Source organism: Bradyrhizobium sp. LMG 9283, assembly GCF_045571415.1.
Classification (GTDB): domain Bacteria; phylum Pseudomonadota; class Alphaproteobacteria; order Rhizobiales; family Xanthobacteraceae; genus Bradyrhizobium.
Genome location: NZ_CP120691.1, coordinates 1,459,906 through 1,475,541, shown reverse-complemented (window position 1 = coordinate 1,475,541; position 15,636 = coordinate 1,459,906). Strand labels below are relative to the sequence as shown.

At 63.8% G+C, this 15,636-nt stretch carries 15 protein-coding genes; 8 read left to right on the top strand and 7 right to left on the bottom strand.

All coding sequences use genetic code 11. The annotated features are described in order from the left end of the window. Nucleotides 1-8 precede the first annotated feature (8 nt). From P6U29_RS06975 to P6U29_RS06965, 3 genes are all read right to left on the bottom strand, one after another. Nucleotides 9-1,619, bottom strand: a complete 1,611-nt coding sequence (locus P6U29_RS06975) for an acyl-CoA synthetase (RefSeq protein ID WP_407116921.1) — start codon at nt 1,617-1,619, stop codon at nt 9-11. A gap of 129 nt (nt 1,620-1,748) precedes the next feature. Next, entirely contained in the window at nt 1,749-2,216 is a 468-nt protein-coding gene (locus tag P6U29_RS06970; protein WP_407116920.1) for a hypothetical protein, read from the bottom strand. Nucleotides 2,217-2,231: 15 nt separating this feature from the next. After that, nucleotides 2,232-2,687, bottom strand: coding sequence for a GatB/YqeY domain-containing protein (locus tag P6U29_RS06965; protein ID WP_407116919.1), 456 nt, complete (start codon nt 2,685-2,687; stop codon nt 2,232-2,234). Between the two features lie 74 nt (nt 2,688-2,761). On the opposite strand from P6U29_RS06965, the gene P6U29_RS06960 reads away from it, so the two are divergent. Beyond that, nucleotides 2,762-3,130, top strand: coding sequence for a hypothetical protein (locus tag P6U29_RS06960; protein ID WP_407116918.1), 369 nt, complete (start codon nt 2,762-2,764; stop codon nt 3,128-3,130). 4 nt (nt 3,131-3,134) lie between these two features. Here P6U29_RS06960 and P6U29_RS06955 read toward each other — a convergent pair whose 3' ends face one another. After that, nucleotides 3,135-3,839 (bottom strand): alpha/beta fold hydrolase, encoded by a 705-nt coding sequence (locus tag P6U29_RS06955; protein ID WP_407116917.1) that lies wholly within the window; start codon nt 3,837-3,839, stop codon nt 3,135-3,137. 146 nt (nt 3,840-3,985) lie between these two features. Between P6U29_RS06955 and carA the strand changes: the two genes are divergently transcribed. Beyond that, complete coding sequence (gene carA / locus P6U29_RS06950; RefSeq protein ID WP_407116916.1) at nt 3,986-5,176, top strand: glutamine-hydrolyzing carbamoyl-phosphate synthase small subunit; 1,191 nt, start codon at nt 3,986-3,988, stop codon at nt 5,174-5,176. A gap of 141 nt (nt 5,177-5,317) precedes the next feature. Continuing rightward, nucleotides 5,318-5,839 (top strand): cupin domain-containing protein, encoded by a 522-nt coding sequence (locus P6U29_RS06945; RefSeq protein ID WP_407116915.1) that lies wholly within the window; start codon nt 5,318-5,320, stop codon nt 5,837-5,839. 160 nt (nt 5,840-5,999) lie between these two features. On the opposite strand, the gene P6U29_RS06940 is transcribed toward P6U29_RS06945, so the two are convergent. Continuing rightward, nucleotides 6,000-6,521: a Dps family protein gene (locus P6U29_RS06940; protein WP_407116914.1), complete on the bottom strand. Its 522-nt coding sequence runs from the start codon at nt 6,519-6,521 to the stop codon at nt 6,000-6,002. A gap of 114 nt (nt 6,522-6,635) precedes the next feature. Here P6U29_RS06940 and P6U29_RS06935 point away from each other — a divergent pair, with 114 nt between their 5' ends. Continuing rightward, on the top strand, nt 6,636-7,337 hold the full coding sequence (locus P6U29_RS06935) for a class I SAM-dependent methyltransferase (protein WP_407116913.1): 702 nt from the start codon (nt 6,636-6,638) through the stop codon (nt 7,335-7,337). 291 nt (nt 7,338-7,628) lie between these two features. On the opposite strand, the gene P6U29_RS06930 is transcribed toward P6U29_RS06935, so the two are convergent. Then, entirely contained in the window at nt 7,629-8,009 is a 381-nt protein-coding gene (locus tag P6U29_RS06930) for an ArsR/SmtB family transcription factor (protein WP_407116912.1), read from the bottom strand. Between the two features lie 111 nt (nt 8,010-8,120). Here P6U29_RS06930 and P6U29_RS06925 point away from each other — a divergent pair, with 111 nt between their 5' ends. The 3 genes from P6U29_RS06925 to greA all read left to right on the top strand — a co-directional run bounded on the left by P6U29_RS06925 (nt 8,121) and on the right by greA (nt 13,687). Continuing rightward, nucleotides 8,121-9,290: an MFS transporter gene (locus P6U29_RS06925; protein ID WP_407116911.1), complete on the top strand. Its 1,170-nt coding sequence runs from the start codon at nt 8,121-8,123 to the stop codon at nt 9,288-9,290. A 251-nt stretch (nt 9,291-9,541) separates the two neighbouring features. Continuing rightward, nucleotides 9,542-13,006 carry a carbamoyl-phosphate synthase large subunit gene (gene carB, locus P6U29_RS06920; RefSeq protein WP_407116910.1) on the top strand — a complete coding sequence of 1,155 codons (3,465 nt, stop codon included), beginning with the start codon at nt 9,542-9,544 and terminating at the stop codon, nt 13,004-13,006. A 207-nt stretch (nt 13,007-13,213) separates the two neighbouring features. Continuing rightward, nucleotides 13,214-13,687 carry a transcription elongation factor GreA gene (greA, locus tag P6U29_RS06915; RefSeq protein WP_407116909.1) on the top strand — a complete coding sequence of 158 codons (474 nt, stop codon included), beginning with the start codon at nt 13,214-13,216 and terminating at the stop codon, nt 13,685-13,687. A 236-nt stretch (nt 13,688-13,923) separates the two neighbouring features. On the opposite strand, the gene P6U29_RS06910 is transcribed toward greA, so the two are convergent. Continuing rightward, complete coding sequence (locus P6U29_RS06910) at nt 13,924-14,403, bottom strand: Lrp/AsnC family transcriptional regulator (protein WP_407116908.1); 480 nt, start codon at nt 14,401-14,403, stop codon at nt 13,924-13,926. A gap of 266 nt (nt 14,404-14,669) precedes the next feature. On the opposite strand from P6U29_RS06910, the gene trxB reads away from it, so the two are divergent. Then, a complete protein-coding gene (trxB, locus tag P6U29_RS06905) occupies nt 14,670-15,635 on the top strand; it encodes a thioredoxin-disulfide reductase (RefSeq protein ID WP_407116907.1) in 966 nt (321 codons plus the stop codon). Nucleotide 15,636: the final 1 nt, after the last annotated feature.

Genomic DNA, 15,636 nt, shown 5'->3' with positions numbered 1-15,636 from the left:
ATCGGAAGCTAGCCCCTCGCCCGCAGCTCGCGCCGCAACACCTTGCCGGTCGCCGTCATCGGCAGCGTCTCGGCGAACTCCACGAAGCGCGGATATTCGTGGGCGGCGAGCTGCACCTTGACGAACTCCTGGATCTCGCGCGCGAGCGCGTCGCTGCCGGTAAAGCCGGGACGCAGCACGATCCACGCCTTGATTGATTCCGTGCGGATCGGATCGGGAATACCGACCACCGCGGCCATCGCCACCGACGGATGCTTCATCAGCGTGTGCTCGATCTCCGACGGGCCGACGCGATAACCGGCGGTGGTGATGACGTCGTCCTCGCGGCTGACATACCAGAAATAGCCGTCCTCATCCTGCACGCCGAGATCGCCGGTGAGCAGGAACTCGCCGGCATATTTCTTCGCCGTCGCCTCCGGATTGCACCAATATTCGAGCATGGTGACCGGGCATGGCTGGCGCACGCCGATGATGCCGCGCTGGCCGCGCGGCAGTTCCTCGCCCTTGTCGTTGACGATGCGGACGTCGAAGCCCGGCGTCGCCTTGCCCATCGCGCCGGGGCGGATCGGAAACAGATTGGAGTTGCTACCGATCACGAGGTTGCACTCGGTCTGGCCGAACACCTCGTGCGCATCGATTCCGAAGGTATCGCGCACCCATCCGAGCAACTCGCCACCCAGAGACTCGCCGCCGGTGAAGATGCTGCGCAGCTTGACGCCGGGATGCTTGACGCCGGCCTGCCGCATCAGCTTCAGCGCCGTCGGCGGCAGGAAGACGTTGCGGATGCCGAGATCAGCCATCATCTGCATTGCTGCCTGCGGCTCGAATTTGCGCGCACGATGACCGACCAGCGGAATGCCGTGATACCAGAAGGCGAGCAGGCCGTTGATGAGGCCGCCGATCCAGGCCCAATCCGCCGGCGTCCACATGAGATCGCCGGGGCGTGGCAGGAAGTTGTGGCACATCTCCACATTGGGAAGATGGCCGAGCACGACGCGGTGCGCATGCAGCGCGCCCTTCGGGTTGCCGGTCGTGCCCGAGGTGTAGATGATCAGCGCGGGATCGTCGGCCGAGGTGTCGACATTTGCAAAATCCTCGGACGCGGTTTCGATCGCTGACCAGAACGGCTTTGCACCGGCGTGGACGGCGCCGCTCGTGACATAGATGTCCTGCAAATAGGGCAGCCGGTCGCGGATCTTGGTGAGCTTCTCCCAGCCCGCCTCATCGGTTATGATGGCTCTTGCCTGCGAATTCGACAGGCGGAATTCCAGCGCGTCCTCGCCGAACAGGGCAAACAGCGGGATCGAGATCAGCCCGGAGCGGAACGCCGCCATGTGCGCGATCGGCAATTCCAGCGACTGCGACAGGAACACCGCGACGCGATCGCCTCGGACAAGCCCATCCGTCTTCAGCACATTGGCGAAGCGGCGCGACATCTCCGCGACCTCATCGAATGAGGTGCGCGTGGTGGTGCCGTTCTCGTCGACATAGATCAGAGCCAGGCGGCCGGTGCCGTCGGCATGGCGGTCGCAGCACGCCTCCGCCATGTTGAATCGCGCCGGGATGTCCCAGCGGAAGTTGCGATAGAGCTCGTCGTAAGTTGCGGCTTCGGTGAGCATTCCGTCCCTCGTGTTTCACTCCATTCTGCGGGGTGCGAGCACCGAAGCCTAGCGAAAAGCGCGGGGCAGCTAAAGCACCGCCTCGGACAGCGTGGGCCGGGAGCCCTTCAGCTGGGCGCAGGCGCGATCTCAGTTCCCTTGCATGTAGCGCGTGGGATTCGTCTTGTCCGCCTTGAAGATGTCGGCAGCCTCCGCAAACAGCGTCGACACGGCCGAAGCATTCAGATCGGCGAACGCCTTGAAGCTGAAATTGTTGCAGCCGGTCCGCAACGCGCCGAGCTTGTCGGCATAGAATGAAACCAACTGTTGGCCATTCCGCGTCACCGCGACATAAACACTGATATAATTCTTCTGCAGCGCGACGCCGATGACCGGCCACGACGTCGACTTGCCGGACTTGATAGCATAGCGAAACTGGCCGTAGCCGATCATGGCCATGCGCATGCCGGCCTCACCCGCCGGCGTCCCCGCATGGAAATGTCGCTTCAGCGACGGCGCAGCCCTGCGCATCAGCGCATGCAGCTTTCCGAGATCCGTCGTGCGATTGGCATCGAAAGCGAGATAGGCCTCCAGACTGTCCGCAGTAACACGAAACATCCAGGGCCCTTCCTGCTAGCCCGACAGGGCGGCCTTCACCAGGCCGCTGGCCTTGCCGAAATCCATCTGTCCGGCGTACTTCGCGCGCAGCACCGCGATCACCTTGCCCATGTCCTTCATACCGGCCGCACCGGTTTCAGTGATCGCATCCGCGATCGCATTCTTCACCTCGTCGTCCGACATCTGCTTCGGCAAATACGCCGAGATCACCGCGATCTCCTCGCGCTCTTGCGCGGCAAGCTCGGCACGGCCACCCTTGTCGTAGAGCTCGACCGCCTCCTGGCGCTGCTTGATCATCTTCTGCAGCACGGCGAGGATGTCGGCGTCTGACAACGGCGGCTTGCCGCTGCCGCGGGCGTCGATGTCGGCGTTCTTGATGGTCGAATTAACCATGCGCAGCGTGGACAGCTTGCGCTCGTCCTTGGCCTTCATGGCCTCCTTGACCGCATTGTTGATGTCGTCGCGCAGCATGATCGCCTCGTTTGGAAACAGTCCGGAAAGACTCGTGGTCTACAACAAGATCCAGGGTCAATATAGGTGCTTGCATGAACACCGGAAAGCATCTCGCCATGTTGGCGGTCTGCCTCGGGGTGCTCTGGGCGAGCCGTTTCGGCCCCTATACGTGCGGCACGCTTCCGGGCTTTACCAGCGCAACCAATTCGTCCTGGCTCGCCATCGCCACGAATGGCCTCTTTCTAATCCTTCTGCTGTACCTGCCGGTCTATGACTTCATATCCCTCCTGACGTACAAGCTTGGCTGGGAGACGAAGTTCAATCCGCTCGTGGTCTACGAAGGTGAGCACTCGACGAAACCGGTCTCGACGAAGGCCCGACGCGTCCTTTACCTGGTCGATGTTGCCGTTGTGAGCTTCTTTCTCCTGCCGCTATGGACCAAGGCCACCTATTGCGGGTGAGTGCTTAGCCCGCGAGCAGCCATTCGGTCAGCGCCTGCACCGTTGCCTCCGGCTGTTCCGGTTGCGGCAGGTGCCCACAGCGATCGAGGATCACGAGCCTCGCGCCGGCAATACCCTCCGCCATCTCTTTCGAGAACGCGTTGGGGATGGTGTTGTCGGCATCGCCCGTCAGCACCAATGTCGGACACTTGATGGCTGAAAGCGTCGGGCGTGAATCCACCCGCGCGATGATCGCGGCCTGCTGCCGCAGATAGCCTTCCACGCCGACGTCCTCGTCCTGCGCGTGCACGAGCTTCAGAATAGCGGCATCATCGCGCCGAGACGGATGCACGAGCTCCGGAAAGCTCTCCTCGCGGATGGCCCGAAGCTCGCCACGCCTGACGCGCTCCATCAGAGCGCGACGGCGCGCGGTCGCCTCCGGCGTATCGGGGCGGGCCTGGGTGTTGATCAACGCGAGTTTTGCCACCCGCTCGGGCGCCTGGCGCATGATCTCGAGCGCGATGTAGCCGCCCATGGAATGGCCGGCGAGTGCGAAGCGCGGCGGCGCCTCGCTCAGCACTCGGGCGGCGATCGCCGCCATGCTGTCGTCGCGGATATGGTTGGCAATCATCACCGGGCCGAGCCGCCACAAGGTGGGGAGAACCGGGGCATAGATCCGGGCCGACGAGGCCAGCCCCGGAACCAGCAAAATCGGGGTGGTCTGGTCCATTATTGCCTCGCAAGCCCAGGAAATTGGCGGAAATTGTGCGGCCAAGCTTAGGTGCCGGAGACGGGCTGTCAAATATGCAAAAACGCATGTGAATCGGCCTCTTCCCGCTTTGACGGGCACGCGCGGGGGGCTTATGAAGCGGGCTCATGACACAACATGACAACGATCCCGCTTGGCCGGACCACAAACCGACCGCGCTCCTCGTGCTTGCCGACGGCACGGTGCTTGAGGGCTTTGGTCTCGGCGCCGAAGGCCACGCCGTCGGTGAGGTCTGCTTCAACACCGCGATGACCGGCTACGAGGAGATCCTGACCGATCCCTCCTATGCCGGCCAGCTCATCACCTTCACCTTCCCGCATATCGGCAATGTCGGCACCAACGAGGACGACATCGAGACGGTGAACATGGCCGCGACGCCCGGCGCGCGCGGCGTGATCCTGCGCACCGCGATCACCGATCCCTCGAACTATCGCGCCACCAAGCATCTCGACCAATGGCTGAAGGCGCGCGGCATCATCGGCCTCTCCGGCATCGACACCCGCGCGCTGACCGCGCTGATCCGCTCGAAGGGCATGCCCAATGCCGTGATCGCGCATTCCCGGACCGGCGAGTTCGACCTGCATGGCCTGAAGGAAGAAGCGCGCGAATGGCCGGGCCTCGAGGGCATGGACCTCGTGCCGATGGTCACGAGCGGCCAGCGCTTCACCTGGGACGAGACGCCTTGGCTGTGGGACAACGGTTTTGGCCAGCAGGAGAAGCCGGAGTTCAACGTCGTCGCCATCGATTACGGGATCAAGCGCAACATCTTGCGCCTGCTTGCCGGCGTCGGCTGCAAGGTGACAGTGGTGCCGGCGACGACCTCGTCCGAAGACATCCTGGCGATGAAGCCGGACGGCGTGTTCCTGTCCAACGGTCCGGGCGATCCGGCCGCGACCGGCAAATACGCGGTGCCTGTCATCCAGGACGTCATCAAGTCGGGCACGCCGACCTTCGGTATTTGCCTTGGCCACCAGATGCTGGGCCTTGCCGTCGGCGCTAGAACCAAGAAGATGCATCAGGGCCATCACGGCGCCAATCACCCGGTGAAGGACGAGACCACCGGTAAGGTCGAGATCACCTCGATGAATCACGGCTTTGCCGTGGACGAGACGACGCTGCCGAAGGGCGCGACGCAGACCCACGTCTCGCTGTTCGACGGCTCCAATTGCGGCATCCAGCTCGATGGCAAGCCGGTGTTCTCGGTGCAGTACCATCCCGAAGCATCGCCCGGCCCGCGCGACTCGCATTATCTGTTCCAGCGCTTCGCCGATTTGATGCGGCAGAAAAAGAGCGCGTAAAGGCGCTCTTGCGTGCCCCGGTCGCAGCACTCTGGGTCCCGGCTCTGCGCAGCAGCTGCAGCACGTCCGGGACACAAGGCCTGCCAAGGAACGCCCTGACAAGGCGAAATGTTGTCTTGGCATCTTGCAGCAGGAGCCCTCATGTCCGTCGTCCGCGACAAGGCCGAGCCGCTCGCCATCGTGTTCGAGGATGACGGGCTCGTGCCGAACAACATCCTTCCGTTCCTGGTCTACCAGGGCGCGGTCAAGCTCGATCCCAAGCGTCCCGAAGAGACCATCGAAAACCTGTTCGAAGCGAACGGCTGGGGCGGGACGTGGCGCAACGGCGTCTACGACTATCTGCACTATCACGCGACAGTGCACGAAGTGCTCGGTGTTGCGCGCGGCAGCGCTCGCGTCCGCTTCGGCGGCGATCACGGCCAGGAGCTTCAGATCAAGGCCGGTGACGTCGCGATCTTGCCGGCCGGCACCGGACATCAGTGCATCAAGGCAAGCGACGATTTCTGCGTGATCGGCGCCTATCCGCCCGGCGCAAAGATGGAGATCACGAGGGCAACGCCGGATAACCACGCGAAAGCCCTGAAGACGATTCCGCAAGTAGCGCTGCCGCCGGCCGATCCGGTGACGGGTAAGAATGGGGCATTGATGCGGCTGTGGCGGTAGCCGCAAGCGCAGATGTAGTGCCGTAGGGTGGGCAAAGCGCAGCGTGCCCACCATTCGATCTATACGGTGAGGACAAATGGTGGGCATAGCGCGCGAAGAGCGCGCCTTTGCCCACCCTACGACACCGGCGCCGGGACGACGATGTTGATGCGACGCGGCCCTACGCCGCGTTCGCACCTTCCTGCCTTGTGGCCTCGAACAGGAACCAGGTGCGGCGCTCGGTCTCGTCGATGAAGACCTCGAGGATGCTGGCGCTGGCGACGTCGCCGGCCTCGTCGCAGACCTCGTGCGCCTTGCGCATGGCGGCTGCGACGTGCTTGTTGTCCTGCATCAGCTCGCGCAGCATCTCCCGCGGCGGGACATAGTCCTCGTTATTGTCCTTGATGGTCTGGAGCTTTGCGACCTGGCCGATCGACTTCAGCGTGGTACCGCCGACCTTGCGGACGCGCTCGGCGAGCTGGTCCGTGGTGGCGAAGATCTGGTCGGACTGCTCGTCGAGCAGCAAATGGTAATCGCGGAAATGCCGGCCGCTGATGTGCCAGTGGAAATTCTTGGTCTTGAGATAAAGCGCGAACGCATCGGCCAGAAGCACGTTGAGGGCTTCAGAGACCTTCTTGACTCCGTCGGACGGCAGATCGGTGGGGGTGTCGAGATCGGGCGAGACCTTGTTGGTTTTGCTCACGGGAGACCTTCCTGTTAGGACGCAGACATTGACGGCGCGCCGTCGCACCCCTAACGCAAGGCAGGCAGCGTCGGTTCCTGCACCGGAACCATTTGGCCGGGACGTTCGAATACCATGGACGATTGGATCGATTATTACGACTCCACGCATACGATCTATGTCAGCAAGCTGCATCGCGATTTGCACTTCCAGATCATTGCGCGGGACATCATCGGCTACATCCCCTCGCCCGAGGCGACGGTGCTGGACTATGCCTGCGGCGAGGCGCTGTCGGCGAACCAAGTGGCCGCCGCCTGCGCCAAGCTGATCCTCGCCGAGCCCGCGCCGGGCGTGCGCGGCCGGCTGATCGCGCGGTTCGCCCCAAACACCAAGATCCGCGTGCGCTCACTCGATGACGTCCGCAAGATGCAGGACCAGTCGATCGATCTCGTCGTGATGAACTCAGTCGCGCAATACATGACGCCGGAGGAGCTCGATGCCGCCCTCCTCAACATCCGCCGTATCCTGAAGCCCTCCGGGAAGCTGGTGCTTGGCGATATCCTCCAGCCCAATGTCGGCATGGCCAGGGACGTGATGGCGCTGCTCGGCTTCGGTCTGCGTCACGGCTTCCTCAAGGACGCGCTGCTCGGGCTGATCAGCACCGCGCTGTCTGATTACCGTCATCTGCGCACGCGCATCGGGCTGCAGCGCTACAGCGAGGACGAGATCACCGCCAAGCTGAAGGCGGCGGGCTTCGCGGTCCAGCGCGCCCACAGCAACATCGGCCATAATCGCTGGCGCATGACCTTCATCGTGCGGCCGCCCTTGGTTCGTTAAGCATAACAATCAGCCGAGGTGGCCTCTCGCATCCCGATCGGTCATTATCGCAGTGGCCCGGTGGCGGAAGCTCTACGCGGGAGCGGTGCATCGCTCTTCATCCTGGTTCAAATCCAGGCCGGGTCTCCACGCTTCGCCGCTGCGGGGCTACGCGTGGCGCAGCTACGCTAGACCAGCAGGGGCGAAGCGTGTCCGGCGTGGCTGGAGCGAAGCGAAAGCGAAGACGGACTGCCACCCAAAACGCTGGATATCGTGACACGCCGGGCTCGTCAGCACCCACGCGTAACCGTCTCATTTTCGGTCAAGGTCGACCAATTCGCAGCCGGACACAAGCTGAAGCCGCTCGGCATCCCTGGCCGCCGAGCTGAGCACGGCATCGAGCAGGCCCGGGAAGCGCGCCTCCAGATCCTCACGTCGCAGCCGCATGAATCGGTTGGTGCCCGCCACGCGCGTCTGCATCAACCCGCATTCGCGCAGCTTGGCGAAGTGGTAGGCGAGGTTTGACTTGCCGCCAAGCCCGCTGAAATCGCCGCAGCAGAGCTCGCTGCTGCTGGCACGTTCTTGCTGTGCAAGCTGGTAGACGATGGCGAGCCGGATCGGATCGCTCAGGCAATCCAGCACCATCGGCAGCTCGATCTGCTCGCGGGTCGGATGAAGTGGCGTGCGGCTCATGTCGAGATCATAACGAAGTGGCCACCATGTTCAATAGTTCTTGAACCAATTGACTCCCGGAAACATAGCATCCAATAGTTCAATAAACGTTGAACATAGGGACTTTTTCTAATGAGCGTGTTCTGGCTGGCCTTAGCGGCGTTTGCGATCGGCACTGAGGGATTTGTCATTGCGGGACTTTTGCCGGCAATCGCCACCGACCTTTCGATTTCGGTCTCGGCCGCGGGCCAATTGGTCACCGCCTACGCCCTCACCTACGCGGTGGGGTCGCCCATCCTCGCCGTGGCGCTAAACAACATCGACCGCCGCACTGTACTGGCCCTGGCACTGACGACCTTCATCGCTGGCAACCTCGCGGCGATGGTAGCATCCAACTACGCCCTGCTGCTGGCCTCGCGGATGCTGATGGCGCTTGGCTCGGGGCTGTGTATGCCCACGGCAATGGCTGTGTCCGTAGCAGTCGCGGCGCCCGAACGGCGCGGCCGCGCGGTGGCGCTCGTCACCGCCGGGCTCACGGTTGCGACCGTGATCGGCGTGCCCTTCGGCAATCTCGTCGGCAGCCTGCTCGGCTGGCGCGCGACCTTTGCCATGGTCGCCCTGATTGGCGCGGTCGCGCTCGCCGGCCTGTTGCTCGGCCTGCCACGCGGCCTGCCGCGCAATACGGCCTCGCTCAGCGAACGGCTGGCGGTGGCGCGCCACAGCCACGTGCTGGTCGCGCTTCTGATCACCATTCTGTGGGCGCTGGGCGGCTTCACTGTGTTCACCTATTTTGCGGTCCCGCTGCGCGGCCTCGGCTTCGACGCCTCGCAGATCAGCCTTGCGCTGCTGGTGTTTGGCGGCGCGGCGGCGATCGGGAACATGCTTGGCGGCGTCCTGGCCGACCGGCTCGGCACGCTCGCGACCGCAGGCCTCGGGCTCGCCGGCATGGCGGGCGCCCTGATCCTGCATTCGCTGGTCCTGAAGCTGATGCCCGCACAGGCGCACTACGCGGTGCTCGGGGCGATCTTCCTCTGGGGTCTCTCGGGCTGGGCGTTCTATCCGGCCCAGCTCGCCAGCATCATCCGGATCGAGCCGCAGGCTTCGATGATCGCGCTCTCGCTCAACGCCTCATCGATGTATCTCGGCTTCGCCATCGGCGGAGCGCTGGGCGGCGCTGTGCTGGCCACCCTGTCGCCGACCGACCTCGGCTGGATCGGCGGAACGAGTGTGGCGGCCTCGCTTGTGGTGCACCTCGCCCGTGGCTGGCAGGCCCGACCAAAACCGGTCAAAATTGCCGGTTGATGGGCGTTTTTCGGGGTTTCGCCGCCCCGAAAACTGGTCTAAGACCCACCCGCGCGCGAGGGAAGACCCCGCGCACGCGCATGATCCGCCAAAGTGTGGGCGGTTTGGCGCGAAGATCATGCGCCCTTTTATATTGGGAGCGCGATCGGACGCAAAACCGGGCGCCACTTTTGCTGATCGCGCTCCTGCTTAGGGGACGCGCGGCAAGCGCGCCCTTTTTTTGTGCCCAAATTCCACTTCGGCGAGAGTTGATGCCCAAACGTACAGACATCACCACCATCCTGATCATCGGCGCCGGCCCCATCGTGATCGGCCAGGCCTGCGAGTTCGACTATTCGGGCACTCAGGCGGTGAAGACGCTGAAGGAAGAGGGCTATCGCATCGTCCTCGTCAATTCCAACCCGGCCACCATCATGACCGATCCGGAACTGGCCGATGCGACCTATATCGAGCCGATCACGCCCGAGATCGTCGCCAAGATCATCGAGAAGGAACGTCACGTCATTCCCGGCGGCTTCGCGCTGCTGCCGACCATGGGTGGCCAGACCGCGCTGAACTGCGCGCTGTCGCTGCGCCGGCAGGGCACGCTGGAGAAGTTCGACGTCGAGATGATCGGCGCCACCGCTGACGCCATCGACAAGGCCGAAGACCGCCAGCTGTTCCGCAACGCCATGGAGAAGATCGGGCTGCAGACGCCGAAGTCGCGGCTTGCCAACGCCTCCGAGCTGAAGAAGTCGTTCCGCGACAAATATCTCGCCGAACGCGAGAAGGCCTCCGGCGCGGCGCTCGAAGAGCTCGATCGGCAATGGACTCTCGGCGAAGGCGACCGCCGCAAGCGGTATCAGGAGTATGCGCTTGGGCAGGCGATGATGGCGCTGTCCGAGATCGGCCTGCCCGCGATCATCCGCCCCTCCTTCACCATGGGCGGCACCGGCGGCGGCATCGCCTACAACAAGGAAGAATTCCTCGACATCATCGAGCGCGGTCTCGATGCGTCTCCGACCAACGAAGTGCTGATCGAGGAATCCGTGCTCGGCTGGAAAGAGTACGAGATGGAGGTGGTGCGCGACAAGAACGACAATTGCATCATCGTCTGCTCGATCGAGAACCTCGATCCGATGGGCGTGCACACCGGCGACTCCATTACGGTGGCGCCAGCGCTGACGCTGACCGACAAGGAATACCAGATCATGCGCGACGCCTCGATCGCGGTGCTGCGCGAGATCGGGGTCGAGACCGGCGGCTCCAACGTGCAGTTCGGTGTCAATCCCGAAGACGGCCGCATGGTCGTCATCGAGATGAATCCGCGCGTGTCGCGCTCCTCCGCGCTGGCCTCAAAAGCCACCGGCTTTCCGATCGCAAAGGTCGCCGCCAAGCTCGCGGTCGGCTACACGCTCGACGAGATCGCCAACGACATCACCGGCGGCGCCACGCCGGCCTCGTTCGAGCCGACGATCGATTACGTGGTCACCAAGGTGCCGCGTTTTGCCTTCGAGAAATTCCCGGGCGCCTCGACCACGCTGACCACGTCGATGAAGTCGGTCGGCGAAGTCATGGCGATCGGCCGCACCTTCCAGGAAAGCCTGCAGAAGGCGCTGCGCGGGCTCGAGACCGGATTGACCGGCCTCGATGAGATCGAGATCGAGGGCCTCGGCCGCGACGACGACAAGAATGCGATCCGCGCCGCGCTCGGCACGCCGACGCCGAACCGCATTCTTCAGGTCGCCCAGGCCATGCGGCTCGGCTGGTCGAACGAAGACATCTTCAACTCCTGCAAGATCGATCCCTGGTTCCTCGGCGAGATGCGCGGCATCGTCGACATGGAGGAGAGGGTCAGGAAGAACGGCCTGCCCGGCAACGCCTTCGGCATGCGCACCCTGAAGGCCATGGGCTTCTCCGACGCGCGGCTCGCCGTGCTCGCTGAGACGACAGAGGCCGAGGTCAAGGCGAAGCGCCACGCGCTCGGCGTTCGCCCGGTCTACAAGCGCATCGACACCTGCGCGGCCGAGTTCGCCTCGCCGACCGCCTACATGTATTCGACCTATGAGGCGCCATTTGCGGGAGCATTGGCGGATGAGAGCACGCCATCCGACAAGAAGAAGGTCATCATTCTCGGTGGCGGGCCGAACCGCATCGGCCAGGGCATCGAGTTCGACTATTGCTGCTGTCATGCCTGCTTCGCCCTGCACGATGCCGGCTACGAATCCATCATGGTCAACTGCAACCCGGAGACGGTGTCGACCGACTACGACACGGCCGATCGGCTTTATTTCGAGCCGCTTACCGCCGAGGACGTGCTGGAGATCATCGCCAAGGAACGCAGCAAGGGCACGCTGCACGGCGTGATCGTGCAGTTCGGCGGTCAGACCCCACTGAAGCTGGCGCACGCGCTGGAAGCCGCTGAAGTGCCGATCCTCGGCACCTCGCCGGACGCCATCGACCTCGCCGAGGACCGCGACCGCTTCAAGCGCGTGCTCGACAAGCTCAGGCTCAAGCAGCCGAAGAACGGCATCGCCTACTCGGTCGAGCAGGCTCGCCTCGTCTCCGCCGATCTCGGTCTGCCGCTCGTGGTGCGCCCGTCCTACGTGCTCGGCGGTCGCGCCATGCAGATCATCCGCGAGGAGAACCAGCTCAACGACTATCTGCTTGGCACGCTGCCGGAGCTGGTGCCGGCCGACGTCAAGGCGCGCTATCCGAACGACAAGACCGGGCAGATCAACACCGTGCTCGGCAAGAACCCGCTGCTGTTCGACCGTTATCTGTCAGATGCTACCGAAGTCGACGTTGACTGCCTCAGCGACGGCACGGACACCTTCATCGTCGGCATCATGGAGCACATCGAGGAAGCCGGCATCCATTCCGGCGATAGCGCCTGCTCTCTTCCGCCGCACTCGCTCGATGCGAAGATGATCGAGGAGCTGGAGCGGCAGACTCGCGAGCTCGCGCTCGGCCTCGACGTCATTGGCTTGATGAACGTGCAATACGCCATCAAGGACGGCGAGATCTACGTGCTCGAGGTCAATCCGCGCGCTTCGCGCACCGTGCCGTTCGTGGCCAAGGTGATCGGCACGCCGGTCGCCAAAATCGCCGCGCGCATCATGGCGGGCGAGAAGCTCGCCGACTTCAAGCTGAAGAAGGCTGCGCTCAAGCACGTCGGTGTGAAGGAATCGGTATTTCCGTTCGCGCGGTTCCCCGGCGTCGACACCGTGCTCGGCCCCGAGATGCGCTCGACCGGCGAGGTCATGGGCATCGACCGCTCGTTCGCGGTCGCCTTCGCCAAGAGCCAGCTCGGCGGCGGCACCCGGGTGCCGCGCAAGGGCACGGTGTTCGTCTCGGTGCGCGAAAGCGACAAGACGCGCATCGCCGACGCCGTTCGCGAATTGCACTCGCTCGGCTTCAAGGTGCTGGCAACCTCCGGCACCCAGCGCTTCCTGACCGACCAGGGCATTCCGACCGAGAAGGTGAACAAGGTGCTGGAAGGGCGGCCGCACATTGTCGATGCCATCACCAATGGCGACGTCCAGCTCGTCTTCAACACCACCGAAGGCCCGCAGGCGCTGGCGGACAGCCGTTCGCTGCGGCGCGCGGCCCTCTTGCATAAAGTGCCATATTACACCACTCTTTCCGGGGCCGTGGCGGCCGCGCAGGGCATCCGCGCCTATCTGGGCGGGGACCTTGAGGTTCGTACCCTGCAGAGCTACTTTTCGGAAACCTGATCGCGAGCGGCGGCGAACCCGCCGCTAAGTGATTGGCAATGAAGCCACAATGGCCGGAGGAACCGTCCGGCCATGTGGTTGTTCTGTTCCGGCGCGAGACCCACATGAGATCCCGGCGGGCGCGTGTTCAGCCGCGGAATACCGACGAATCAAGGTTGCCGCGCCCTGCATCTTTTTGGGGCGCGCAGCTGAAGGACGAGAGAAGAGATGGAAAAGGTTCCGATGACCCAGGCCGGCTTTGTCGCGCTCGGGGAAGAATTGAAGCACCGCCAGTCCGTGGATCGTCCGCGGATAATCGAGCACATCGCCGAGGCGCGCTCGCACGGAGACCTGTCGGAGAACGCGGAGTATCACGCCGCGAAGGAGGAACAGTCCCACAATGAGGGCCGCATCGCCGAGCTCGAGGACAAGCTCGCGCGCGCCGACATCATCGACATCTCGAAACTCTCCGGCGACACCATCAAGTTCGGCGCCACGGTGACGCTGGTCGACGAGGACACCGAGAAGAGGACGGTGTGGCAGATCGTCGGCGAGGTCGAGGCCGACGCCAAGAAGGGCCGCATCTCCATCACCTCGCCGCTCGCGCGCGCACTGATCGGCAAGAAGAAGGGCGCCTCGGTCGAGGTCAACACGCCCGGCGGCGCCAAGGCGTACGAGATCACCAAGGTGGAGTGGCGGTAAGGATTTGCCGCTGCGCTGACGTTTCGAAAAGGCCGCGCGATGCGCGGCTTTTTTGTTTCTGCGTCTCGTGTCCCGGACGCGCTGCAACGCCCTTGGCGCTGATGCGCAGAGCCGGGACCCAGAAAGCAGCACGGCACGCGGCGATGAGATGCTCCCCGGCTCTGCAGCGCATCGCACCGGACGATGCTTCGCATCGCCGGGGGCGTTGCGCTGCGTCCGGGGCACGAGAGCGCGCACTATCTTCTTCCCTTCACCTCCAGCGGCACCGCCGCCTCGTATTTCGAATTGTGCAGCACCAGCGAGGTGCGCACGTTGCGGACATGGGGCGCTGCGGTGAGGTGCGTGACGAAATCCTGGAAGGTCGCCATGTCGGGGGCGACGCATTTCAGGATGAAATCGACCTCGCCCGACAGCATCCAGCATTCCCGCACCAAGGGTTCGGCGCGGACGAACTCCTCGAACGTACGCAAATCCGCCTCGGCCTGGCTCGACAGGTGCACGGCCGCGAACACGGTGACGTCGAAGCCGAGCTTGCGGGCATCCAGCAGGCCCCGATAGCCGTGGATGTAACCCTCCTCCTCGAGCGCGCGGACGCGGCGTAGGCAGGGGGGCGGCGAGATGCCGACGCGCTTGGCCAGCTCGACATTTGTGATTCGACCGTCGCCCTGAATCTCAGCGAGAATTTTCAGGTCGATCTCGTCTAGGTTCCGCGACACGTGATTGGAACTCCTGCCCTTTACGGCGGTATTGGGTGATTTGTCGAAATCCTCATAGCCCAGTCCACACCCCCGGCGCAATTTTATTGCGCGCGCAGCGCAATCGACTTTTGTTCCTTGTTGGAAAAATCCGCCGAGAGGGAATGCAATTCTTGCATGGCTCAGCAGAAGGCTTAGATTAGCTCTGATACTTCAGCGCCTCCGCGAGGCCTCCCGGCACGTTCCGCGCCCGCGCTGCAAATCCCCCGTGAAAGGCGTCCATCGAAATGTCCGCTCCTGTTCATGCAAAGGTCGTCATTATTGGCTCTGGCCCCGCCGGCTACACCGCCGCGATCTACGCCGCGCGCGCGATGCTCGAGCCGATCCTGATCCAGGGCATCCAGCCCGGCGGCCAGCTCACCATTACCACGGACGTCGAGAACTATCCGGGCTTCGCCGACGTGATCCAGGGCCCCTGGCTGATGGAGCAGATGGAGAAGCAGGCGGTCCATGTCGGCACCAGGATCGTCACCGACCTGGTCATCAAGCTGGAGACCACGCAGCGGCCGTTCCGTCTCACCTGCGACAGCGGCGACGTCTATCTCGCCGACACCTTGATCCTCGCCACCGGGGCGCAAGCGCGCTGGCTCGGGCTGCCTTCCGAAGCGAAGTTCCAGGGCGGCGGCGTGTCGGCCTGCGCCACCTGCGACGGCTTCTTCTACCGTGGCAAGGAAGTCATCGTGGTTGGCGGCGGCAACACCGCGGTCGAGGAAGCCCTGTACCTCACCAACCATGCCTCCCAAGTCACCATCGTGCATCGTCGTGATCACTTCCGTGCCGAGCGCATCCTGCAGGAACGCCTGTTCAAGCATCCGAAGATCAAGGTGATCTGGGACTCCGCCGTCAACGAGATCTGCGGCACCGAGAACCCCAACAAGGTCACCCATGTCCGGCTCAAGAACGTCAGGACCGGCGCACTCAAGGAGGTGAAGGCTGACGGCATCTTCATCGCCATCGGCCATGCGCCGGCGACCGAACTCGTCAAGGACCAGGTCAAGCTCAAACCGTCGGGCTATGTCGAGGTCGCCCCGAACTCGACCGCCACGTCGGTGCCCGGCCTGTTTGCCGCCGGCGACGTCGCCGACGAGACCTATCGCCAGGCCGTGACGGCCGCCGGCCTCGGCTGCATGGCCGCACTCGAAGCCGAACGTTTCTTGGCCCTTCGCGCCAGCGAGCGCGCGGCAGCGGAATGAA

What these genes read in the sequence shown, in the direction of transcription:
- P6U29_RS06935 (WP_407116913.1), top strand. Translation starts at nt 6,636, where the DNA reads ATGGACGATTGGATCGATTATTACGACTCCACGCATACGATCTATGTC.
- P6U29_RS06930 (WP_407116912.1), bottom strand. Translation starts at nt 8,009, where the DNA reads ATGAGCCGCACGCCACTTCATCCGACCCGCGAGCAGATCGAGCTGCCG.
- carA (WP_407116916.1), top strand. Translation starts at nt 3,986, where the DNA reads ATGACACAACATGACAACGATCCCGCTTGGCCGGACCACAAACCGACC.
- P6U29_RS06970 (WP_407116920.1), bottom strand. Translation starts at nt 2,216, where the DNA reads ATGTTTCGTGTTACTGCGGACAGTCTGGAGGCCTATCTCGCTTTCGAT.
- carB (WP_407116910.1), top strand. Translation starts at nt 9,542, where the DNA reads ATGCCCAAACGTACAGACATCACCACCATCCTGATCATCGGCGCCGGC.
- P6U29_RS06925 (WP_407116911.1), top strand. Translation starts at nt 8,121, where the DNA reads ATGAGCGTGTTCTGGCTGGCCTTAGCGGCGTTTGCGATCGGCACTGAG.
- P6U29_RS06975 (WP_407116921.1), bottom strand. Translation starts at nt 1,619, where the DNA reads ATGCTCACCGAAGCCGCAACTTACGACGAGCTCTATCGCAACTTCCGC.
- P6U29_RS06960 (WP_407116918.1), top strand. Translation starts at nt 2,762, where the DNA reads ATGAACACCGGAAAGCATCTCGCCATGTTGGCGGTCTGCCTCGGGGTG.
- P6U29_RS06965 (WP_407116919.1), bottom strand. Translation starts at nt 2,687, where the DNA reads ATGCTGCGCGACGACATCAACAATGCGGTCAAGGAGGCCATGAAGGCC.
- trxB (WP_407116907.1), top strand. Translation starts at nt 14,670, where the DNA reads ATGTCCGCTCCTGTTCATGCAAAGGTCGTCATTATTGGCTCTGGCCCC.
- P6U29_RS06955 (WP_407116917.1), bottom strand. Translation starts at nt 3,839, where the DNA reads ATGGACCAGACCACCCCGATTTTGCTGGTTCCGGGGCTGGCCTCGTCG.
- P6U29_RS06945 (WP_407116915.1), top strand. Translation starts at nt 5,318, where the DNA reads ATGTCCGTCGTCCGCGACAAGGCCGAGCCGCTCGCCATCGTGTTCGAG.
- greA (WP_407116909.1), top strand. Translation starts at nt 13,214, where the DNA reads ATGGAAAAGGTTCCGATGACCCAGGCCGGCTTTGTCGCGCTCGGGGAA.